Source organism: Zobellia nedashkovskayae, from assembly GCF_015330125.1.
GTDB lineage: Bacteria > Bacteroidota > Bacteroidia > Flavobacteriales > Flavobacteriaceae > Zobellia > Zobellia nedashkovskayae.
Genome location: NZ_JADDXR010000002.1, coordinates 652,975 through 676,530 on the forward strand (window position 1 = coordinate 652,975; position 23,556 = coordinate 676,530).

The following is a 23,556-nucleotide window of genomic DNA, read 5'->3' on the forward strand; positions in this document are numbered from 1 at the left end:
AACAAAGATTCAATTCACAGCAAATAAAGTAGGTCGTGGCTAAATGGGCGTCAATATTACTAAAAAAAATGTCCACTACCGTAATTCTGGGGTTAAATCAAGGTTTTATGGACGAACTACATCATATACGGATGAAACATCAACTTGGGATATCTGCAGATTGACTTTTTGCCTCTGGAGCTATTTTTCTAACTAGGCCTTGCAGCACTTTTCCTGGACCTACCTCTATAAACAGGGAAGCTCCATCTTTTACCATATTTTCCACACTTTGCGTCCATTTTACGGGTGCAGTCAATTGAGAAATTAGATTTTTCTGAATTTCAACAGCATCACTAACCGCAACAGTCGTCACATTTTGGTAAACTGGACACTTAGGTGTTGCAAAAGTTGTATTCTCTATTGCTGCCGCCAACTCTTCACGAGCAGGCTCCATTAAAGGCGAATGAAATGCACCACCTACAGGAAGTACCAAAGCTCTTCTAGCGCCTGCTTCTTTCATTTTAACACAAGCTGCATCTATAGCTTCTACCTCTCCTGAAATTACTAATTGTCCAGGACAGTTATAATTTGCTGCTACCACAATACCTGGGGTTTCCTCACATATCTTCTCTACTATAGCATCTTCTAGTCCTAAAACCGCTGCCATTGTACTTGGCTGAAGTTCACATGCTTTCTGCATAGCCAAAGCACGTTGAGAAACCAATTTTAATCCATCTTCAAAACCTAAGGAGCCATTAGCTACTAAGGCAGAAAACTCACCTAATGAATGGCCTGCAACCATATCCGGCTTAAAACTATCGCCCATTACCTTACTCAAAATAACCGAATGTAAAAAAATGGCCGGTTGGGTAACCTTGGTTTGCTTTAAGTCTTCGGGCGTACCTTCAAACATAATATCTGTAATAGCAAAACCAAGAATCTCATTTGCCTGCTCAAAAAGCTGTTGTGCCAATGGGTATTTTTCATAGAGGTCTAGACCCATACCAACAAATTGCGCCCCTTGTCCGGGAAATATATATGCATTCATTATTTTTCGTTTTTTGGTGCGTGCAAAAATAGCAAATTAAGTTCAAGTCTCAAGTACCGTTTCCTACTCTTTAAACCAACTGGAATACATTACGTAATTGTTTGCTATACGATCAATTTCTCCTGAACTGAGTTCCGGGCTAATATCTTTTATTTTCTTAGCTGGTGTCCCCGCAAATATACTTCCGGCCGGCACATGAGTTCCTTTTGTTACCACAGCGCCAGCAGCAATGATACTATTACTTTCCACAATACAATCATCCATAATTATACTTCCCATACCTACGAGCACATTATCTTTTAAGGTACACCCATGAACAATAGCATTGTGTCCTATAGAGACATTATTGCCAATGGTAGTTGGCGATTTCTGATACGTGCAATGCACTATGGCACCATCTTGCACATTTACTTTATTGCCCATTTTAATAAAATGTACATCTCCCCTAAGTACGGCATTATACCAGATACTACATTGATTGCCCATCGTCACCTCTCCTACAATCGTAGCATTTTCTGCAATGAAACAATCCTCACCAAATTGTGGTGTTTTCCCGTTAATCGTTTTTATCATCTTAATTCGTTTTATCTTAATTCCGAGCTTTTAAAAATACGCTAAAAAGTCTTTCTTCTTTGAGGCCGAGACCAATAACTCTTTTCCGTTAGAGACCACCACACTCCCTCCCTTTCCTTTTCTGTATTTTACTACCTCGTTCACATTTACCAAGTACGATTTATGAATACGGGCAAACGAAAAACCGGCAAGCGCGTCTTCGAAATACTTTAAAGTCTTGCTCACTAAAATCTTTTTATTTTCTAAATAAATCTCGGTGTAATTATCATCGGCCTGGCAGTAAAGAATATCAGAGACGTTAAGCACCTGAAAACCATCTTGTTGTGGTAAAGTTATTTTTCCCTCTACCGACTTTAGTTTTGGCTGCAACATGGTATCGGCCAGTTGGTTTTCTTTATACTTGATTTCCTGCACGTAACCAACGGCCTTAATCAATTCATCAATATTTATAGGCTTCATAAGGTAATAGGCTGCATGGCTGTTTAAAGCATCCAAAGCGTATTGATTATAAGCCGTTACAAAAACCGTCTCAAAAGTACGGTCAGGCAATTGATCCAATAAATCAAAGGCATTCCCAAAAGGCATCTCTACATCTAAAAACACTAAGTCCAAATCGTGCTTTTGAATAAGCTCAAGCCCTTCTTGAATTGACGCCGCTTCTCCTACCAAATTTACATCGGCACAGTATTTACCCAAATAGTTCCGCAATATTTCACGGCTATTGGCTTCGTCTTCTACAATTATGGCATTCAATTTCATAGCAGGTTTTTAAATAGAATAGAATCTCATTAATCTTTATGGAGAACGAAGAGCACTTTTGTTCCTGAACCATCTACAGTAAGGTCAGAAATAGTAACATCTACCTTATTCTTATACATATCATTTAGAATGGCAATTCGTTTTTTGATATTCCCCATACCCTTTGATTTCTGTTTCTTTTGGTTCTGAGTTTTTAGTTCTGCCGATTTTTTTCTCCCAATACCGTCATCCGTTATGGTTATTTCTATTGATGTTGTCCCTTTTGGTTTTACATCGATTTTTAAAAAGCCTTTTTCTTCTTTATATCGAAGTCCATGCCAAATAGCATTTTCTATATAAGGCTGAAGTAACATAGGTGGAATTTCAAAAGTTGAAACATCTATGCTTTTATCTACATTCAGCTCATAATCAAACTTAGCAGGAAAACGAGAATGCTCTAACTTCACATACAACTCCAACAAATCTAATTCTTTAGCAAGCGGAATAAAATCTTCCTCTGAGTTCTCTAACACCGAACGCATTAAGGTTGAAAATTCACTAAGAAATCTGTTCGCACTACGTTCATCACTCTTGGCTATATAGTTATTTACCGAGTTAAGTGCATTAAAAATAAAATGCGGATTCATTTGCGAACGCAAGGATTTCAAAGCCAAGAGGTTGTTCGCCAATTTTTGCTGCTGATTACTACGGTAAAAGAAAAATGCCGCCAGACCCAGCAATATCATACCAAAAATAAGGGAGTAGATAATCCATTTTTGGCGTTTGTTATTCTCTTGTATCAATTCCTGTTCGGTCAATGCCAGGTCATACTTACTTTGGGATAGTTCCCTTTCTTGCTCAAGACCAGAAATACGGTTTTGCTTGGACGAAATCTCTCGGTTAAATCTGGCTGCCCTAGATATTTCTTGTTCTTTTCGCACATATAAGGTATCTACCAAAGACACGTAATTTCTATAACTCTCAAAAGCCTTAGGATAGTCTCCTTTATATACAAAAACCTCCGAAAGTTTACGCGTCGCATCTTTTTGCACCACCAAATCGTTTTCAGAACCTGCCTCTTCTATACTCTCTTTCAAATACGGAATAGCCTCGTCATACTTGTCCTGAGCTATATAAGCATTGGCTATTTTGTAATTGATACGCTGAGAAGTAATGCTATCAAAATCTCCTCGCGCTTCTCGTTTGGTAGTTCTTCCTTTTGGAAGGGTTTTTAGCTCATTAAGACTTTTTTTACGCAATTCAATTTCTGCTCCGTATTGGCTTTTCTGATTATAGAAATCAGCAACTTTCTCTTTTTCTTGTACGGCACGCTTAGGCTCTAGACCTTCGGTAAGCTGAAGAGAACTATTGTAGTACGCACCTGCCTCTACTAATTTATCGTCTTGAGCATAGGTGTCGGCAATTTTGGAATTTAGATCAGCAAGCTTAGGGGTTATTTGATTCTTTCTGGCAACTACAAGTCCTTCTTCATAAAATGCCACCGCTTTTTCAACTAGCCCCAATCCCCTATATGCATCTCCCAAGTTCTCATTTAAACTTACTTTCTGAGAAGGTTTAAGACCTTCAATTTTTAATAAAGGCTGAAGTTCTTTTTCGGCTTCTGAAAACTGTTTATTAAGAATATAAGCTTCCGCTAGTAGCAAGGTTGTTCGGGTAGACTTATAGGCTTCTAATGCATCTTCATAATTGGTAATTGCTAAATCATATTGATTGTGATATCTATATACCTCGCCCAAAGCCACCAAAGATTCCGCAAGCGACTTTTTATCCGCCCGTTTCCCAAGAACTGCTATGGAATTGGTGATATAATCAATACTCTTTTCAATATCACTTTGTTTATAGGTATTGGCAGAATCTAAATAAACTTGATGCAGGTTATTTTGAGGCATGGCCATTTTACTACGACCAACCTCTCTTTGCGCCCAAGAGTTCATTGTGCAGCATCCTATAAAAAGGAAAAACAATATGTAGCGAATTGATTGCATCTAATTAGTTGTACAACGTAAACTTAGTTGAATTATGCGGCACTAAAAAACTGCTTTTATACCTAATCCCTTAAAAAATTACCCTTTCTAAAGGCTTCACGCATTCAAAAGGAACGTTCCCTCTTTTAAAACGCCACTTCCCTCAAAATAGGTTTTACAGCAAATAAGTTGCCTCTACTTTTACCTCATCAACAACGATAAATACAAACAAATTAATCATCTCTAAATAGAGCATCAAAAAAAAAAAAAAACAATTATGAAAAACACACGACAGATTCTTGGATTAGCTTTTATGTCATTCGCCCTAACTGGCATGTACGGCTGCGAGTTAAAACCTAAAAAAGCAACTACAGAAGCGGTACTGGCTCAATCATTTACAACAGCAAATAACGAAAAACCAAAAACTAACACAGTAAAGATTGCCTTGTTACTAGATACCAGTAATAGTATGGATGGCCTTATCAATCAGGCCAAATCGCAGCTTTGGGATATTGTAAATAAGTTTACCTATGCCAAATGCGGAAACGAGCAAAGACCGGAACTACAAATTGCGCTTTACCAATATGGTAACGACAATCTATCTTCAAGAGAAGGATACATTCAACAGGTTTTAAATTTTAGCGGAGACTTAGACGAAATATCTGAGAAACTATTCTCATTAACCACGAATGGTGGAGAGGAGTATTGCGGCGAAGTTATCCATACCTCATTAAAACAATTGAATTGGGGAGAAAACCCAGATAACCTTAAAATGATTTTTATTGCAGGCAATGAACCTTTTACACAAGGCAAGTTAAATTACAAGGATGCAGTTACCAATGCCAAAGAAAAAGACATTGTAGTTAACACTATTTACTGCGGAAACTATGAGCAAGGAATTAGTTCTGATTGGAAAAATGGTGCTACACTAACCGGAGGCGAATACATTGCTATTGATCACAATAGAAAAGTAGTTCATATTGATACGCCTTATGATGATGTCATCATACAACTAAACTCAAAATTAAATAAGACCTACATCTCCTATGGCACCATGGGAATTGCAAAAATGGAAAAACAACGTACCCAGGATTCTAATGCCTATGAACTAGAAGAGGCGGTAGCGGTAAAGCGGGCGGTGAGCAAAAGTTCTAGACTTTACAAAAATAAAAATTGGGACTTGGTAGATGCTTCTGACGATGAAAATTTTGATGTTGCAACAATTAAAGAAGATGAATTACCGAAAGAATTAAAAGGTAAATCAAAGACCGAAATGGAATCCTACATCCAAGAAAAAAAATCTGACCGAAGTAAAATACAGAAAGAGATTCAAACATTAAATGCAAAACGCGAAAAATTTATTGCCGAACAACAGAAAGAAGGAGAAAAAGGAGAGCTTGAAAATGCTATGTTAAAAGCAATAAAAAAGCAAGCTGCAAAAAAAGATTATAAGTGGGAAGAATAGTCACCACTTTACTTCAAACAAAAAAGCATCCCGAAATTTCGGGATGCTTTTTTTGTTTGTTTGTATTTTCAAATACCTATTGCGCCGAAGGACAATAGCAATCATATCTACGTTCTTTTTGACCAAAATCATAACCCAATGTTATTTGGTGAAATCCACCACTATCAAAACGAATATCGCCCGACTGATAAGAATAGTTATACGAAACCATAAAGTTTCCAACATTGGCTCCTACTATAGGAGTAATCAATTGCAAGCGTTGTTCTCCAAAGCTATCTGCGGTTGCAAATTGCCCACCTTCAAAACTTCTTCTATATGATAATCCTCCCCAAATACGTCCAAAATCTACATCTTTGTAGACTTTCGCATTCAAGTCAATTGTTTTTTCTTCAGTAAACTCACTCAACTGAAATAAAACCGAAGGCTCCAATTGCCACTCTTGTTTACCAAAAACATACCCTACCGAGAACAAATACCTTCTTAAATTATCAATTACAGGAATTTGATCATTTCCCTTTCCATAACGATATAGACTACGCTCACTACCTAATAGGTTGGTTACCGCTACATGGGCATAAAATTCCATTAAGTTATATGAAAAACCCAAGTCTACATTAAAATAGCCTTCACTCAATTTTATACCAGAAATAGCATCATCCAGTACATCTGAACGAAATTCTGACTCATCTAAACTACTTTGTAGATAGGTAGGACTTAAACCAAATGAAAGTTGATTTAAGTTTCGTCCGTCACCACCCAATTTTAAATGATGGGCATATGTAACCTTTACTCCTGTTTGTGAATGGTACCCGTTAGCATCATTAAAAATGATAGCTCCTACCCCACTATTACTTTCTCCAATTCTAAAATTAGCGTTTATGGTCTGTAAATTTGGAGCATCATCTACATCAAACCATTGCATTCTTGCAGTAGCCCTTATTTTCCCCCCTTCACTAATACCGGCCATTGATGGATAAACCAAATAGTAATTATCCGATAAATAATCAAAATATACAGGTATCCCTTCTTGTGCGGTAGATTGAAATGCAAAGGAAAGGGATGCAAGCAAGAGCAGTAAACGGTATTTCATCTGTTGGATATAGAGGATGATTATTTTATCGACTAAATATAAGGTATAACGGTTGAAACGCAACATTATTATATAGACAAATCAATACGGACTGTTCAAAAATAGGTTGTATTTTTACAAAAATTTTGACACCATGAAGGAGTATACAATTACGGTTGTTAAAACCAACAACCCTGCGATTCTAAAATTTGAGACGAATCACTTTTTAACGAAAAACAAGAACTACGAGTTTAAAAATATAGACGAAGCCAAAAAATCACCTTTGGCCCAGCAACTTTTTTATCTTCCGTTTATCAAAACGGTATATATCTCTGGAAACTTTATAGGACTTGAGCGTTTTGATATTGTTGAATGGGATGATGTAAAAGACGAAGTTGCCCAACAGTTGGTTGAGTACTTAAATGCTGATGAACCTATTGTTAACGAAGAAGAGGAAACTTCTAAAAAAGTTGCCATTACAGTTTACGCAGAGGTTACCCCAAACCCGTCAGTAATGAAATTTGTAGCGAACAAACCTATTGTTCCTGGCGCTTTTGAGTTTAAGAATATAGATGAGGCCAAAAATTCTGAATTAGCTAAACAGTTATTTAGCTTTCCGTTTGTTAAAGAAGTTTTCTTTGACCTTAATTATGTTTCTGTTAGCAAATACGACGTTGCTGAATGGGAAGACGTTACCATGCCATTGCGCGAACACATACGTGAGTATCTAGCCGATGGTAATGAAGCTGTTTCCGAAAGTGCAATAGCTAAAACAAAAGAAGAAGCTCAAGATAGTTCCGCTCCAAGTCAACCAGCTGCTGATTTGGACGATACTTCTCAACAAATTGTAGATATTCTTGAGGAATATGTAAAACCTGCAGTTGCAAGCGATGGCGGGAATATTCTCTTTCAATCGTACGAAGAAAAAAGCAAGACTGTAAACGTTATTCTACAAGGAGCATGTAGTGGTTGTCCTTCTTCTACCTTCACTTTAAAAAATGGTATTGAGACCATGTTGAAGAATATGATGGGAGACAAAGTAAACGAAGTTGTAGCTGTAAATGGGTAATGAGCTAATTTTTACTGGCTTAGAATCAACAAACCTGTCCAATAATTTTGTAATTTCAAGGAAACTATAAAATATAAATTATTATGGCAGTTCTAAAAGTAATAGAAGTATTGGCAAACTCTGATAAAGGCTGGGAAGATGCAGCTAAACAAGCCGTTGCTCAAGCTTCTAAATCAGTAAAGAATATAAAGTCGGTTTACATCAATGAGCAAAGTGCTACCGTAAAAGATGGGAAAATGGACAATTATCGTGTGAACGTCAAAATTACTTTTGAAATCAAATAAACACGAAAAACAGTTTAGTAGAGAGCGCCGCAATATCTTGCGGCGCTTTTTTTTGACCATTAATCTTCTGAAAAAATAATGTGCTGCCCATTGAAATATTAAGAGTATCCATTGCGTTTTGAGCACATACGAACAAAGTGTTGACCCATTCGATTCATAGGAGTTCCATTAACAATAGTTTAATGGTTTCAGCTTGATTGAGGCCCGTGTAATTAGTATGTTGCGCACTTAAATAAAATATGAATGGAAGAATTTGCAAATTATCAAGAACATATAGACAAAGCCATAGATTGGGTATGGAAAGTTTTACCAGACCTAATAATGGCCTTTATCATTTTAATCATTGGTTTATGGATAGTCCGCTTTATTAATAAAATGGTACGTAAATTCTTTGAAAAGAAAGATTACGACTTAGCTTTAGAAAGTTTTCTACAGAGTTTTATTAATATAGCACTTAAGGTTTTACTTTTTGTTTTGGTTATCACCCAATTGGGAGTTAAATCATCATCACTAATTGCCATAATAGGTGCAGCTGGTCTGGCCATTGGTTTGGCTCTGCAGGGCTCACTTTCCAATTTTGCTGGAGGTGTACTTATTCTACTTTTTAAACCTTTTAAAATCGGAGATTTTATTTCGGCTCAAAATGTAGATGGAACAGTAAAAGAGATTACTATTTTCTATACAAAACTCTCTACGTTCGGTAACCAATTAGCGATTATTCCTAACGGACAATTATCTAACAATAATGTGGTAAACTATAGCGCCATGCCTACAAGACGTGATAATATTAAAGTTGGTATAGGATATAGTTCTAATATTAAAGTTGCCAAAGATATTATGCTTGATATCTGTGCGAATAATGAGAACGTATTAAAAGACCCTAAGCCGGAAGTATATGTTGATGGTTTGGGAGACAGCTCTGTAAACCTTAGTTTACGTTTTTGGGCAGAGAACTCGGTATTTTGGGCAGCTCACTTCTTTATAATAGAAGAAACAAAACGAAGATTTGACGAAGCTGGTATTGAAATACCTTTCCCACAACGCGATTTAAATATGAAAGGTCAAACCCTAAAGGCATAGACTATATCGGAAACAGAATTACTTTTTTTTCTTCTGTTGCAACATAAAGTCTTTTAAATAATAAGGTTCAAAGTAGGCGACATCTTCAAATTCGCCCGCTTTGAATTTTTTATATGATAACTGAACCATTTCATTGGCCGAAGGCACAATGGTCGTATTATAACTAAAATTAGCATGAGACAGCATTGTTTTACACTTTTCTGCACCACTACCCACCAAAATCACTTTTCCCTTTTCTAAATATTCAGAGAAAGAATTCTCTTCAATAATTTCGGCTTCTGTAGTTCTTACCTCATTTTTATCTTTATCAAATACTGCTGAATACACTTCCATACGGCGTGCATCTAAAACAGGAATGATATAATCAATATCTGATGATATTATTTGGGCTGCCATACTACTAAGCGTTGCAATTGAAATTAAAGGGATATCCAAAGCAAAGCATAATCCTTTAGCAGCGGAAACGCCAATACGGAGACCTGTATACGAACCCGGACCTTTACTAACTGCAATAGCATCTAATTCAGAAGCATCTATATTTACTTCCTTAAGCACTTCTTGGATGAAGACATGTAGTTGTTCCGAATGTGAATAATTAGGCGTATCGTGCTCTTTAATTGCTAAAATCCGTCCTTCTTTGGCAATACTCACCGAACAATTGGTAGTTGCCGTTTCTAAGTTTAATATTATGCTCATACGGCTGCAAAGATACATGAGAAGGTTGAAATTAGCGTATAAAAAAACCTGCTTACTATTGCACTAAGCAGGTTTTCTATTTTCTATCTGTAAACTCTTAATTCAACTCTAATGGCAAGCCAAAATAAAACTCCAATACTTTAAGTCTAAAAATGTAATCGTATTTAGTTCTAATCAAATCTGCCTCTGCATTGTCTACTCTAGATTGCGCCTGACTAAAATCAAAAGCATTCATAAGGCCTACATCATAACGTTCTTTTGAATAATCGTAAGCCAAACGTCTTGCGTCCAAAGTTTTTTGAGCTGCATCATATGCTTTAGAAAAGCTTGTTACATCTACATAAGCTTGGTTAATGTTCGTCTCTAAATTCAATTTATCCTGCTCTAACTGTAGTTTTGCTTTCTCAACATTAATTTTAGACCTTTTAATGTTGTTCTTCACTGCAAAGCCATTGAAGATTGGAATATCTAACTGCGCACCATAAGATATACCATCATTGATCCATAACTGATTTGAAAAACTTTCAGCAGGTACTAAACTACCCGTAGAACTATCAAAACCTCCTTGGTCAGAATATCTTGTATTGTAATTAAAGAAAGCTCCCAAAGAAGGATAAACAGCACCTTTGGCGATATCCAAATCTTTATTAGCCAAATCTATTCCTGATTGAGAAAACTTAATATCGTTCCTAAAAGTTAAGGCTTCAGCAAAAATTTCCTTTGGTGACTTCGTAAGAACCTCAGAAGGAGGTACTTGAAAATCGCCTTCCAAAACATCAAAATTTTCGTAATCCGTAATTTGAAGCAACTGCGCCAAGTTGATACGGGAAATTAGCACTTGGTTCTGAGTGTTTACAATCTGTTGTTCCAGATTTGCCAATGTAGCTTCTATTTCCAGTAAATCGCCATTAGGCAGTACCCCTGCATCTACCAATTCCTTTGACCGTTTTAAATCCTGTTCCGATACGGCAAATTGCGCCTCAAATACTTTTAAAGTTTCTTTGTTAGAAAGTATCTGTAAATAGGAATTGGCTACGTTTAAACGAATATCATCTTTAAGGTCATCTAAGCGATATTGATTGGATATCGCATTCAACTTAGCCCGATTCAAACGATGAAGGTTTCGCAACCCGTCAAAAAGTGTCAACGAAGAAGTTATCCCTCCACTTGCTGATAAAATCGTAGTAGTTACCGGTTGATTGGTTGTCGGGTCAAATGAAAGCCCAGTACTACCCGTAACGCTTGAAGAAGCATTGACCGCGGGCAACATTGCACCTACTGCGTCAGATTTATCAATTTGTGCATTCTGCAAGTCTAATTCATACTGTTCTACGGAAAGGTTGTGTTCTACCGCATACTCTACGCATTCCTGCAGCGTCCAATTTTTCTGCTGTGCGCTAACCGCTCCAATAGAAAATAAGAGCAGCAATGCTGTTAGTTTAAAATTCATGTTTTGATTTTTTGATTATGATTGATGATTGTTACTCTTCACTATCTGCCTCTTCCTTTTCTTCTTCGTCCTCTCCTTTTTTAATAGGCTCTGTCTTACTCCAAACTTTTACTTTATCCGATTCCGTTAGGCCAGAAACGATTTCAACGTTTACTCCATCTGAAATCCCTATTTCAACATCTTTTCTTTCGAACTCCTGATCACCAGTTTCAACCTCAACATAAGGTTCGTCTGTTTTTTTATCAAACTGCAATAAAGCTTCAGGTATGACCAAAACATCATCCTTTTTCTCTAAAACCAATGAAGCATTGGCGCTATATCCTGCTCTAAGAAAAATATCTTCCTTAACCTCTACATCACCTTCAATCTTAAATTGTACGGCTCCTGTTTCTTCTATTCCTTTTGGGGCAATGAATCGCAATTTGGCATCCAGCTCGGCACCTTCTACCGCACCTAAACTAATTTTTAAGGGGGTACCTATTTCTAGTTTGGCCACTTCGCCTTCGTCTACCTTACCTTCAAAAATCATCTTGCTTAAATCCGCAATTGAAGCAATGGTAGTACCGTCATTAAAATTATTACTCTCAATAACTTGATCACCTTCTTCTACTGGTATTTCTAAAATAGTGCCATCTACCGTAGCCCTTATATTGGTATTAGCACTTGTAGAACCACCTGCGGAACCTTGGCGAATAATTTGATAATCCGCTTTGGCATTTGCAAGTTCCTGTATACCTTGATCGTACTGCAACTGTAAGGTGTTGAAGTCTTGACTTGAGATGACCCCTTTGTCAAACAACGATTTGTTTCTGTTGTACTCTATCTTCACATTGTTCAAGGCCAACTCGGCATTTCGCACCCTACCTCTAGATTGATTCAGCGCTTGCTCGTTTGGCACCACTTTAATAGTAGCAATTAAATCACCTGACTTTACTTTCTGACCCTCTTCCATGAAAATCTTTTGAATAATTCCGGAAATCTGAGGCTTAATTTCAACCTCATCCTCAGGAACCACCTTACCGGTTGCCACGGTTTTCTTTTCTATATTAGTTATAAACGGCGTTTCTGTTTCGTAAGTAACTGCGTCTTTACTATTCGATTTTATAAAAAAGGCCGCGGCCCATAAAGCGCCTAGCACCAAAATACCAATTAAGATATATTTTACGATCTTGTTCATTTTTTCAGGTGTATTTGTTGTCTATTGGTTTTGTTGTTTTCCGTTTTGTTACAAAATTTCTTATTATTCTTCCCTAAGGGCATCAATTGGTTTTATACTCACGGCTCTTTGAGCAGGTATAAGGCCAATTAAAGTTCCTAGCACTACCATTATAACCAATGCGCCAATTACGAAAGGTATAGGCACTGTTGGATTAGTGTATGGAAAGTCAATATCTTGAGTAGCACTATTAATTCCCGCCAATGCAAGCGCTCCAAGAATAATACCCATGATTCCCGCAATAACGGTCAAGAATACCGATTCTAAGATAATCTGATTTCGTACCTCGGCAGGTGTAGCACCTAAGGCTCTTCGTACTCCAAGTTCTTTGGTTCGTTCTTTTACCGAAATCAACAGAATATTCCCGATACCGATAACGCCCGCAAATATTGTGGCAATACCAACGATCAATGACAAAAAGGTAATACCATCTGCAAAGCCAACTATTTTATTGAACTGCTCTCCCAAGTTGAACGAACCAAAAGCACGGTCATCATCCGGATGTACATGGTGAATATTCTTTAATAAACTCTTTATATTTTCTTCAACTTTGATTACATCTGCATTATCATAGGCCGCAATAGAAAACCAACCGACGTCATCACCTGTATTATACAATTTTTTGAAGGTCGAAAAAGGAATGAAAATATCGCCATCTCCTCCAAAACCTCCACTTTGTTCAAATTTATGGACCCCTATGACCTGAAAAAAGACATCATCAATTTTGAAATAGCCCCCAATTGGGTTTTCATCCTTATCAAAAAGTTCTTTTTGTGTACGTTCTCCTATTACCGCAACTTTTCTAGACTGCTCAATATCCTTGTCATTGAGAAAACGACCGCCGTCGTAAATTTTCTTAGGCGCAATTTTGGTAAATGCAGGAAAATCCCCAAAAAGCGAGTAACTTCCAGTTTTGTTATTACGTCCAATATTTGCAGGAGCAGAACCAAAAAAGCCTCGCACGTTACGTGGTGCTATATATTCTACCTCGGGAATACGATTTTGTATCATTACTGCATCATCCAGCTTCAACTGCATTTGCCTTCCTGTCTTGTATCCTTCATTGGGCATACTCGTGTTTTGAGCCCAAACGAACATACTATTTCTAGCAATAGTCTCGAACATACTCTCAAAACCATTGTCCATACCCTTAGCAGCACCAGAAAGTGCTATATAAATAAAGATTCCCCATAGAACACCTACTACGGTAATCACAGTCCTCATCTTGTTCTTACTGATGGAACCAAAAATCTCTTGCCAAGTATTTCTATCGAATATAAATCGCATATTATTCGTCTCTTAGGGCTACAATGGGTTTAATACGGGCAGCACGTCTTGCCGGAACATAGCCCGCAATTGCACCAAAAATTATAAGAACAAATGTGGCCGCAATCGCAACGCTCGTATCTATATATGGATTGGTAATAAAAAAGTCTTTCAGTTTATCGCCCAAAGAACTTAAAATTGCAATCCCTATGAGCATACCTATAAAACCGGAAACCGTTGTAATAAATACGGACTCCAATAAAATGGTTCCTATAACTGCTTTGGGGGTGGCCCCAAGTGCTTTTCTAATACCGAGTTCCTTAGTTCGTTCTTTTACAACAAATACCATAATATTACTGATACCAATTATACCGGCAATGATGGTTCCGAAGGCTACAAAACCTACTATGATTTGTAACACACGGGCAAACTGTTGGTTCTGCTGCAATTGGTCTGCTACGTTCCTAATAAAGATTCCATTTTGATCTTTAGGACTGATGAATTTTTTAGACCTGATAAACTGATCAAGACTCTTGTCAAAAGCCATAGCGCCTGCATATCCTATTTGTGGTTTAAAACCAACAACCATTTGGTCAATTTTATCCGTGTTTTTTTCAATCAGTTGCAGTGTAGTATAAGGAACGTAAACAATGCGTTCTTCATTATCACCACCATCATCTTGAAACACTCCAATAACCTTAAAAGAGCTTCCACCAACATCAATATATTTGCCAAGCGAATTTTTGGCTCCAAATAGGTCTTCTTCTACCAGTCTGCCAATAACTGCATACTTAGTCTTGTTTTTGATATCTTGATTATTCAAATAACGCCCCTTCATAATAATAGTCATCTCACTGAATTGATGAGCTGGCCCTACTCCCAGTGTTCTATAGCTATTTGATTCATTCAAATAACTAACGGTATCCTGCCTTGTTATCCTTGGACTAATATATTCTAGAAACAAAGGAAAATTCTTCTCAATATCGGCTAAGTCACTATTATCAAACTCTATTACTCTGTTTGACTTATATCCTTTGTAAGGCATTGTTGTTCTGCTCGGAAAGACATAAAATACATTAGTGGCATCGTTTCCAAAAAAATCATCAAAAGTATTGATCAAACCATTACCGAAACCAAATAGCACCACAAAAATTAGAATACCTAAAGCAACAGTAAACCCCGACAAAAATGTACGAAGTTTGTTCTTCTGGATGGTTTCGAATATTTCTTTCCAGTTGTCTCTATTTAACATACTGAGCGGCCCTAACCTGTTCTACTTTTTTATCTTCCACAATGACACCATCTTTTAAATGTACAATACGTTTGCACATATGGGCTATGTCTTCTTCATGCGTTACTACAAGAATGGTATTCCCTTTATCATTAATATTCTGAATAAGGTCCATTACCTCATACGAAGTTTTACTATCTAAAGCACCTGTTGGCTCATCTGCCAGCAATACTTTTGGCTCTGCCGCCATAGCACGGGCTATTGCAACACGTTGCTTTTGACCACCAGAAAGTTCATTTGGTAAGTGCGTAGCCCATTCTTTAAGACCTACCTGCGCTAGGTATTTTAAAGCCTTCTCTTCCCTTTCTTTTCTTGGTACTTTTTGATAATATAAAGGTAAGGCCACATTTTCCATGGCGCTTTTGTAGTTGATAAGATTAAAAGACTGAAATACAAAACCCAAGAATTTATTACGGTACTTGGCCGCTTTGGTTTCATTTAAATCTTTGATGGGAACACCGTCTAAAGTATATGATCCGGAATCTGCTTCATCTAGCATTCCTAAAATATTTAATAGGGTTGATTTACCAGACCCAGACGAACCCATGATAGCCACTAGTTCTCCCTCGTCAATACTAAAATTTAATCCTTTTAAGACATGTAATGAGTTGCTACCCATTTTGTAGGACTTGTGAAGATCTTTAATTTCAATCATGGTAGTTTTGTTAATTATATTAGAATTTTCAAAACAATTTGGCAATATGACATGTAAGTTGCCGAATTGTTACAAGATGGACTCCAAATTTTCTGTTAAATATTAAATTATCCTTCTTCTTCCTCTTTCTCTATGGCATTCCAGACCTTAATCTTGTCTGTTTCGGTTATTCCTGATTTTATTTCCACATCAATTCCATCACTAATACCCAATTCTATAGCTCTTCGTTCAAACTTTTGATCGCCGTTCTCTATTTCAACAAAAGGTTCTTTTGTAACATCATCAAACTGTATCAAAGCTTCCTTTATAGCCAAAACACTATCTGCCCTACCTAAAATTACCGAGGCATTAGCACTTAGTCCCGCACGAATAAATACGGAATCTTGCTTTTTCATGGTGCCCTTTATTTCAAATTGAATAGCTCCATTTTCTTCTTTTCCCTTTGGGGCAATGTAATCCAAAATAGCATCAAACGTTTTTCCTTCTAAAGCTCCAATTGTAATTTCCAACGGTAAGTCCTCTTTGATTTTCCCTACTTCACTTTCATCTACCTTTCCTTCAAAAATCATTTTATCCACATCTGCAATAGCGGCAATAGTAGTTCCTTCGTTGAAATTATTGCTTTCAATAACTTGATTACCCACTTCCACAGGAACTTCTAGAACCATACCACTAACGGTAGCCCTAATTTGTGTGTTTGCAGCGTTACCAAAGCCCTTTGTGGTACCTGTTTTAACAATATCATACCGTTTGTTGGCAGCGGCATAAGATTGCTTGGCCTGGTTGTATGTCACCTCGGCACGCTCTAAATCTACTTTAGAAATCACGCCCTTGCCAAAAAGACCCTTTTGACGCTCCAGGTTTCTAAGCTCATCATCCAAACCTATTTTAGCCTCATCAATATTATTTCTTGCATCGTTAAGTGCATTTAGGTTTGGTACTACTTTTATTCTACATAGTAGATCACCTGACTTTACATAGTCCCCGCCTTCAACAAATACCTCTTCTATTACTCCAGAAATATTAGGTTTAATAAGTACTTCTTCCAACGGAAGTATACTTCCGGTAGCTACCGTTTTCTTTACAATGTTCTTTTTGGAGGCTTGTTCCGTTTCGTAGACGACTGGGTCTTCCGCATTCTTTTGATATAGATAATACATTGATCCGCCAAAGGCCACGACTATGAACAAAAGAACGATTCTGGTTACTGATTTTTTCATTTTTATGATTGATTGATGTTATTCTATGTGATTTTTATTTCTATTCAATACTAAAATTCTAATCATTCAGTTCTAAGGGCATCTATTGGCCTTACTTTAATAGCACTTTGAGCAGGGATGAAACCTGCCAAAAGACCAGAAAAAATAAGAATTAATAATGCACCAACTACCACCCCTAAACTTACACTAGGATTCATGAACATATCTACCGGGCCGTTCATATCCAACAAGGCGTTTACGCCATAAATAAAGAGCGCACCTAGAGTAATACCTGCCATACCGGATATAATAGTCAAGAAAATAGACTCCATTAGGATTTGCAATTTAATAGACCAAGGGTCCTCACCCAAAGCTCTACGTATGCCAATTTCTTTAGTTCGTTCCTTTACCACAATGAGCATAATATTACTTACCCCAATAATACCTGAGAGTAGAACCAAAATTCCAACGAAATAAGCTATAAAACGTAATGCTCCAAACAAGCTCTGAACCCTTTGGAACTGTTCATAAAGATCAAAGTGTCCCACGGCACGCTGATCATCAGGGTGTACTTTATGATTTTCTTTGACAACGCCCATTATCTTATCCTTTAAACTTGTTATGGAAGTACCGTCATTTGCAGTAATAGCCATCCAACCTACATCATTACCACGGTTGAAAGCTTGGGAGAACGTAGTAAATGGCACAAAAATCTGTTTCTGCCCTTCTTCTCCATCGCCATCATTACTTTTCTTTTTATATGTACCGACCACCATAAAATTGACACCCTGTATTTTTATAAACGTACCAAGCACATCTTCATCCTTGTCATAGAGTCCGTTTCGTACACCCTCACCTATAATCGCTATTTTTCGTTTTTCCTTGATGTCATTATAATTCAAAAACCTACCAGACGTCATGGTCATAGGGTCTTGTTTACTAATTTCAGGATAATCTCCATAGACATTATAAGCACCTGTCTTTATTCCGCGGACGACATTATTAGCACCGTTAAAACCACCTAGCTCATTTCTTGGAGAAATAAACTTTAATTCAGGCACATTATCTCTTATCGCTTGCACATCTTCAACCTTAAAGAGAAAACTTCTACCCTTAGGAAGGCCTTTATAAGATTTGGTTGTACTTCTAGACCACATGAACATGGTATTGGTAGAAATATCACCAAAGTCTTGCATGATACCGTTTTCCAGTCCCTTTCCTGCAGAAAGCAATAGGATTAAAATGAATATACCCCAAAACACACCAAAGGCGGTCAAGACGGTTCTGAACCAATTACTGGTTAGTACTTCCAAAATTTCTTTCCAACGATCTCTATTAAACATGATTTATAAAGTCAAGTTAGTTCTGTTATATTTTTATTCGTCCCGTAATGCATCAATAGTATGAATATTGGCTGCACGCCATGCCGGAAAAAACCCCGCAACAGCACCGGCCAATACCAATACAAAAACCGTTGAAATAGCAACAGTAAAGTTTACAGATGGATTCATGATATAATCTACTTCAATATGCGGACCCACAAACTCTAATAAACCCATACTAAAAATGAGTCCTGCAAAGCCAGAAATAGAGGTAATAAATATAGACTCGTGTAAAATCATACCTACTATAGACCAAGGTTTGGCACCAAGCGCTTTTCGTATGCCAATCTCTTTAGTACGCTCACGTACTACAATTAGCATAATATTGCTAACACCTACCACGCCCGCTATAATGGTGCAAATACCCACGAACCAGAAGAACAGTGCAATGTTATCCGTTAGACTATAATACCGCTTGGCTTCCTCCATAGCACTCCATACAAAAATGGCATTGGTATCATCTGGAGCAACGGTATGGGCTTGTTGTAAATACGATTGAAGACTGTTCTTGAATTTGATGGATTTAGCGACTACTTCCTCAAAATTATCTGAAGGCGGAAGCGTGTACCCCAAATTATTTATTTTATCACCACCATTAAAAGTACTTTGTGCAGTGGTTACCGGTATGTAGATACGTTCTTCTTCCCGATCTTCAGTTTCATTGAATACTCCGATTATTTTAAATGGAAGTCCGGATATTTTAATGAATTCTCCTACTGGATTATCGATATCCGTAAAAACATCATCAGCAATTTTCTTCCCGATTACAGCTACTTTCGCTCTACTTGTTTCGTCTTGGTAATTCAAGAACCTTCCGCCGAACATTCCTGCATTCTCTATGAACTGGAATTGAGAGGAAATACCCTGAACTTGATACACAAGCGCCTCATTACCATAAGTAACGGAAACATCGCGAACAAAAATCCTGGGTGATTTAAATTGAATATCATCCTCAAGCAATTTAGCCGAGAACTCATAATTAGCATTAGTTAACTGAATATTTCTACCCGGATTAAGACCTTTGTATTTTTTAGTAGTTGTACCTGGCCACACCCATACACTGGTTGCAGCATCTTGCTCAAACTCATGAGCGATACCATTGCGAAAACCTTCGCCAAAACCTAATAAAATAACGAGAATGAAAATTCCTGATGCTACGGATAACCCTGTAAGAAATGTTCGCAACTTATTTTTGCGAATAGTATCAAAGATTTCCTGCCACCTTTCGATGTCGAACATGTAGTTGATTTTGATTGATTGATGAGCGCGATTGGGGATATCGCACAACTACAAGACTAATGTAAAAAGGTTTTGTTACACTAGAACAGAAAAAAAAGTGTTAAACTTCTTCTGCAGACCTATTTTTCATCTTCTTATAGACGAAATAAAAGAGCCCTCCAACAAGAATATACGGTAACGCCATTAAGTATACAATGCCATTGTTTATACCCTCTGCGGCCTTTACATCACCACTACTTTCAAGAGAAGCACGGCACATGGCACATTGTGCTTCTATGTTTTGAGGCAAAAATAAAATAACTAAAATCAGTATTGCAAATAAGGTCTTTTTCATTCTACTTCATTCAAAAACTAAACTTCTTATCACCTTCTTTTAACTAACATAATAAGGCGAAATCATAAGGTACACCACAACTCCGGTAACCGCTACATATAACCAAATAGGAAATGTAATTTTGGCCCACTTTCTATGATTTTCAAATTTCTTAAGGTACGCAAAGGCATATGTTTTGAGTACTAAAGGTATAATAGCTATGGAAAGAATTATATGAGTAATCAAAATAAAGAAATAGATATAACGTACTGCTCCTTCACCCCCGTAAGTAGTAGACTCTGAAGTCATATGATAGCCAATATACATCAGTAAAAATAGAAGCGATAAGCCAATACAACTTGTCATTATATTCTGATGTAATTCTTTTTTTCCATTTTTTATGGCCCATACGGCAACAAGTAATAGAATAGCGGTTAGTCCATTTATAGAAGCGTAGATTGGAGGTAAAAAACCAAGTCTTTCTACATTTGGTATTTTTACTCCAAACAGTATGGCCACTACTACTGGCACTACAATAGATACTATTGTGATTAATTTGTTAAACTTCTTTTCTTTAGCTACTGTATCCTCCATCTATTCTGCCAATAATCGCTTAATATCTTCTTTTAAGATTGAAATCTGTTCTGTTTCTCCATGGTCATTTTCACCTTGTTTCTCAGTAATGGCACCCCGATAATAAATTATTGGGTTTCCAAATTCATCCGCTCTTGACCTCAGATACCCTTTCTTATCAACCAATGCAAACAATCCTGAATGTTCAAAACCTCCTGGTGAATCAGGCATTTCAGCAGCAAAAATATTAAATCCGTTATTGGCTAAATCATAAATTTGCTCTTTATCACCAGTCAATAGGTGCCAATCTAAATCTGCAATGCCATACTTTTCCGCATATGCCTTTAAAACCGTTGGTGTATCAAAATCTGGAGTTATTGAGAACGAAGCTATCCCAAAGTCCTCATTATCTTTAAATTCATCTTGTATAGTCACAAGGTTTTCGGTCATTACCGGACAAATAGAAGGGCAACTGGTGAAGAAAAACTCAACAACGAACACCTTGCCGTTATAGTCTTCATTAGATATCGTTAAACTATCTTGATTGATTAGGTTAAATGAAGGAACACGTTTTTGCTCGCCATTTAAAGTTATATAAGACAATGTACTTTTTGCGTGCTCAATATTTAACCGGTCGTTCTCTACCACTGTTCCGCTAGAAATCCGATCTACTATTTTCGGCACAAAAATAATTCCGAAAACCAGTATTACTAAAGACACCCAAACGTATGTATACTTCTTCATTTCAGTTTACAAATCAAAAACCCTTATTACTTTTGCCTATCCGCACTGTTCTTTTTTAGCGCTAATCTATATTCCGCCAATATGATTTTTACATCATCTACCATCTTATTGTTCAGCTCGGATACAGATGTAGCATTAAAACCATAAAGAGTAGCCTCTTCCTCGTCTTCTGACCTACCCCTAAGACTTAGGTCTTTATCTATTATAAAAGCGTAGGGCGTGCTTAAATCATCCTCTAGCTGAATGTCAGTTTTTAAGGAGTTGAAAAAATCATTAATTTGTTTTTCATCACCAAAAACAAAATTCCACTTGCTCATGTCTACCAATAGACCCAACTCTTTTTTTAACTCTGCAGCTTCCTCTTCCATCCCTTTTGGCATAACCATTACGAACTGAAAATCTTTAAATGCATAAAAACGCTTGTAGATTTTTTGGTTAAGGTTAAACGCATTGCCATTGGTGTTATTAGGATCATTCCCTAAGAAACCTAAAACAGTAATATTGTCTTTAAACGTAGCATCACCATCCATATTAACAACGTCATCTACACCATTGGTTAATATGGCAAGTTTTCCAAAGTTGGTAATACCAGAAGCAAAAAATAAATATGCCACGATAGGCAAAATGAACAATGTAATTAAGACCAAATATTTTTTCACCTTCATAAGAAAGAAGTGCTAAACACCAAATTTACGACAACTACAAAAATAAAAAAGACGGTTGTGAAACCGTCTTAGTATGCTGTTAATTTATTAAGATAATCTTACTTAGAAATTCCACTGTATGAAACCATCCTTGTAAACATTATATATATAATCTGCTTCAAAAAGAAGGATGAACAATAAATAGGCTACAAGAAATATAGGAGTCCATACTATTGCTCTTCTTAATGAGCTTTTTTCATCACGTAAGTGCATAAAGTCCCAAGCAATATAATAAGCTTTAACCAAAGTAAGGATAATAAATACCCAGTTAATTAACTTCATCCCCACAAAATGAGCATGTGTTAATGCTCTAGGTTTTGCAATACCTAATGCTACCTCTACAGCTGTAATAATGGACAAAAATATAAGTACTCCCCAGATTTTTTGGGTATTGGACTTAAATTTCAATAGTCCTCTAAAAATCTCTAGTTTGTGTGCGTGTGCCATATTATATTAATCTCAAATGCGTTATATATCGTTTTTCCGAAAAATAAGAGTTATACAAGATAAAAGAAGGTGAATACAAATACCCACACTAAATCTACAAAGTGCCAATAAAGCCCTACTTTTTCCACCATTTCATAATGGCCTCTTTTTTCGTAGGTGCCCAAAATCACATTAAAAAATATGATTACGTTAATAACTACTCCAGAGAAAACGTGAAAACCGTGAAAACCTGTTATAAAGAAGAAGAAATCCGCAAACAAACGGCTACCGTATTCATTACGAATTAAGTTAGCGCCTTCAACTACCAATTTACCATCTTTGATTTTCTTCAAAGACTCTTCTCTATTAAGTAAGGTCTTGTGCCCCTCGTGTTCTCCTTCCTGAACAATTTGTTCAGTACGGATAAGAATACTAGGATTAGCCTTAAAACCTTCCACAACCTCGTTGAAGGAATAACTAGGCAAGGAACCCTCGCCATAAAACCAAACACCCTTACTATTCTCGTGAACTGCGCGATCACCAGATATAGTCTTGGCAAAATCACGAATTGCAGCGCGTTCACCGGTCTCAGCATTTACAAATTGTAAAATTCTTCCACCTTTAGTTTCTACGGCACCATAATCTCCTTTTATAAAGGTTCCCCATTCCCAAGCCTGAGAGCCAACGAAAATTGCACCACCAATAATAGTAAAGAACATATACCAGATAACGGAATTTTTCTTCATTTTATGTCCTGCATCTACGGCTAACACCATAGTTACCGAAGACATAATAAGAATGAATGTCATGAAGGCCACATAAATCATGGGGTAATTACCATGAAAGAAAGGAACGTGGGTAAAAACCTCATCCGCAATCGGCCATATTTCTATAAACTTGAATCTTGAAAAGCCGTAAGCCGCTAAAAAGCCTGAAAAGGTTAATGCATCGGAAACGATAAAGAACCACATCATCAATTTACCATATGATGCTCCTAGGGGACGATTTCCGCCACCCCAAACGTTTTCTTCCGCCGTACCAGTTGTTACCGTTGAATCCATATATTTTGTAGTATGGTTAGATTTTGCACAAATTTATAGTTTTCATGTGTA

At 36.9% G+C, this 23,556-nt stretch carries 24 protein-coding genes; 4 read left to right on the forward strand and 20 right to left on the reverse strand.

Annotated elements, in window-relative coordinates; all coding sequences use genetic code 11:
• Positions 1 to 139: 139 nt before the first annotated feature.
• From fabD to IWB64_RS02820, 4 genes are all read right to left on the reverse strand, one after another.
• Positions 140 to 1,027 carry an ACP S-malonyltransferase gene (fabD, locus tag IWB64_RS02805; protein ID WP_194532574.1) on the reverse strand — a complete coding sequence of 296 codons (888 nt, stop codon included), beginning with the start codon at positions 1,025 to 1,027 and terminating at the stop codon, positions 140 to 142.
• 63 nt (positions 1,028 to 1,090) lie between these two features.
• Entirely contained in the window at positions 1,091 to 1,600 is a 510-nt protein-coding gene (locus IWB64_RS02810; protein WP_194532575.1) for a gamma carbonic anhydrase family protein, read from the reverse strand.
• A 30-nt stretch (positions 1,601 to 1,630) separates the two neighbouring features.
• Positions 1,631 to 2,359, reverse strand: coding sequence for a LytR/AlgR family response regulator transcription factor (locus IWB64_RS02815; protein WP_194532576.1), 729 nt, complete (start codon positions 2,357 to 2,359; stop codon positions 1,631 to 1,633).
• A 29-nt stretch (positions 2,360 to 2,388) separates the two neighbouring features.
• Positions 2,389 to 4,293 (reverse strand): tetratricopeptide repeat protein, encoded by a 1,905-nt coding sequence (locus IWB64_RS02820; RefSeq protein ID WP_226975790.1) that lies wholly within the window; start codon positions 4,291 to 4,293, stop codon positions 2,389 to 2,391.
• A gap of 307 nt (positions 4,294 to 4,600) precedes the next feature.
• Here IWB64_RS02820 and IWB64_RS02825 point away from each other — a divergent pair, with 307 nt between their 5' ends.
• Positions 4,601 to 5,788, forward strand: a complete 1,188-nt coding sequence (locus tag IWB64_RS02825) for a vWA domain-containing protein (RefSeq protein WP_194532578.1) — start codon at positions 4,601 to 4,603, stop codon at positions 5,786 to 5,788.
• Positions 5,789 to 5,864: 76 nt separating this feature from the next.
• Here the strand turns inward: IWB64_RS02825 and IWB64_RS02830 are convergent, their stop codons facing one another.
• A complete protein-coding gene (locus IWB64_RS02830) occupies positions 5,865 to 6,878 on the reverse strand; it encodes a PorP/SprF family type IX secretion system membrane protein (protein ID WP_194532579.1) in 1,014 nt (337 codons plus the stop codon).
• Positions 6,879 to 7,011: 133 nt separating this feature from the next.
• On the opposite strand from IWB64_RS02830, the gene IWB64_RS02835 reads away from it, so the two are divergent.
• The 3 genes from IWB64_RS02835 (at position 7,012) to IWB64_RS02845 (ending at position 9,290) form a co-directional block, all read left to right on the forward strand.
• Positions 7,012 to 7,926, forward strand: a complete 915-nt coding sequence (locus IWB64_RS02835) for a NifU family protein (RefSeq protein WP_194532580.1) — start codon at positions 7,012 to 7,014, stop codon at positions 7,924 to 7,926.
• Positions 7,927 to 8,009: 83 nt separating this feature from the next.
• A complete protein-coding gene (locus IWB64_RS02840; RefSeq protein WP_155594773.1) occupies positions 8,010 to 8,210 on the forward strand; it encodes a dodecin family protein in 201 nt (66 codons plus the stop codon).
• Between the two features lie 243 nt (positions 8,211 to 8,453).
• Positions 8,454 to 9,290 (forward strand): mechanosensitive ion channel family protein, encoded by an 837-nt coding sequence (locus IWB64_RS02845; protein WP_194532581.1) that lies wholly within the window; start codon positions 8,454 to 8,456, stop codon positions 9,288 to 9,290.
• Between the two features lie 18 nt (positions 9,291 to 9,308).
• On the opposite strand, the gene tsaB is transcribed toward IWB64_RS02845, so the two are convergent.
• The 15 genes from tsaB to IWB64_RS02920 form a co-directional block, all read right to left on the reverse strand.
• Complete coding sequence (gene tsaB / locus IWB64_RS02850; RefSeq protein ID WP_194532582.1) at positions 9,309 to 9,986, reverse strand: tRNA (adenosine(37)-N6)-threonylcarbamoyltransferase complex dimerization subunit type 1 TsaB; 678 nt, start codon at positions 9,984 to 9,986, stop codon at positions 9,309 to 9,311.
• A gap of 97 nt (positions 9,987 to 10,083) precedes the next feature.
• Positions 10,084 to 11,436: a TolC family protein gene (locus tag IWB64_RS02855; protein WP_194532583.1), complete on the reverse strand. Its 1,353-nt coding sequence runs from the start codon at positions 11,434 to 11,436 to the stop codon at positions 10,084 to 10,086.
• Between the two features lie 31 nt (positions 11,437 to 11,467).
• The gene (locus IWB64_RS02860) at positions 11,468 to 12,613 is read right to left on the reverse strand and encodes an efflux RND transporter periplasmic adaptor subunit (protein ID WP_194532584.1); all 1,146 of its coding nucleotides are present in this window, start codon (positions 12,611 to 12,613) and stop codon (positions 11,468 to 11,470) included.
• A 63-nt stretch (positions 12,614 to 12,676) separates the two neighbouring features.
• A complete protein-coding gene (locus tag IWB64_RS02865; protein ID WP_194532585.1) occupies positions 12,677 to 13,939 on the reverse strand; it encodes an ABC transporter permease in 1,263 nt (420 codons plus the stop codon).
• Between the two features lies 1 nt (position 13,940).
• Positions 13,941 to 15,170, reverse strand: coding sequence for an ABC transporter permease (locus IWB64_RS02870; RefSeq protein ID WP_194532586.1), 1,230 nt, complete (start codon positions 15,168 to 15,170; stop codon positions 13,941 to 13,943).
• Positions 15,160 to 15,864: an ABC transporter ATP-binding protein gene (locus tag IWB64_RS02875; protein ID WP_155594780.1), complete on the reverse strand. Its 705-nt coding sequence runs from the start codon at positions 15,862 to 15,864 to the stop codon at positions 15,160 to 15,162. Before IWB64_RS02875 ends, IWB64_RS02870 begins: the two co-directional genes overlap by 11 nt.
• A gap of 107 nt (positions 15,865 to 15,971) precedes the next feature.
• Entirely contained in the window at positions 15,972 to 17,084 is a 1,113-nt protein-coding gene (locus tag IWB64_RS02880; protein ID WP_194532587.1) for an efflux RND transporter periplasmic adaptor subunit, read from the reverse strand.
• Between the two features lie 62 nt (positions 17,085 to 17,146).
• Positions 17,147 to 18,406, reverse strand: a complete 1,260-nt coding sequence (locus IWB64_RS02885; protein WP_194532588.1) for an ABC transporter permease — start codon at positions 18,404 to 18,406, stop codon at positions 17,147 to 17,149.
• A 33-nt stretch (positions 18,407 to 18,439) separates the two neighbouring features.
• Positions 18,440 to 19,684, reverse strand: a complete 1,245-nt coding sequence (locus tag IWB64_RS02890) for an ABC transporter permease (protein WP_194532589.1) — start codon at positions 19,682 to 19,684, stop codon at positions 18,440 to 18,442.
• A 100-nt stretch (positions 19,685 to 19,784) separates the two neighbouring features.
• Complete coding sequence (locus tag IWB64_RS02895) at positions 19,785 to 20,018, reverse strand: hypothetical protein (RefSeq protein WP_194532590.1); 234 nt, start codon at positions 20,016 to 20,018, stop codon at positions 19,785 to 19,787.
• A 39-nt stretch (positions 20,019 to 20,057) separates the two neighbouring features.
• Positions 20,058 to 20,591 (reverse strand): DUF420 domain-containing protein, encoded by a 534-nt coding sequence (locus IWB64_RS02900; protein WP_194532591.1) that lies wholly within the window; start codon positions 20,589 to 20,591, stop codon positions 20,058 to 20,060.
• The gene (locus IWB64_RS02905) at positions 20,592 to 21,314 is read right to left on the reverse strand and encodes an SCO family protein (RefSeq protein WP_194532592.1); all 723 of its coding nucleotides are present in this window, start codon (positions 21,312 to 21,314) and stop codon (positions 20,592 to 20,594) included.
• A gap of 26 nt (positions 21,315 to 21,340) precedes the next feature.
• Complete coding sequence (locus IWB64_RS02910; protein ID WP_226975791.1) at positions 21,341 to 21,979, reverse strand: hypothetical protein; 639 nt, start codon at positions 21,977 to 21,979, stop codon at positions 21,341 to 21,343.
• 102 nt (positions 21,980 to 22,081) lie between these two features.
• Entirely contained in the window at positions 22,082 to 22,465 is a 384-nt protein-coding gene (locus IWB64_RS02915) for a cytochrome C oxidase subunit IV family protein (RefSeq protein ID WP_194532593.1), read from the reverse strand.
• A gap of 50 nt (positions 22,466 to 22,515) precedes the next feature.
• A complete protein-coding gene (locus IWB64_RS02920) occupies positions 22,516 to 23,505 on the reverse strand; it encodes a cytochrome c oxidase subunit 3 (RefSeq protein ID WP_194532594.1) in 990 nt (329 codons plus the stop codon).
• Positions 23,506 to 23,556: the final 51 nt, after the last annotated feature.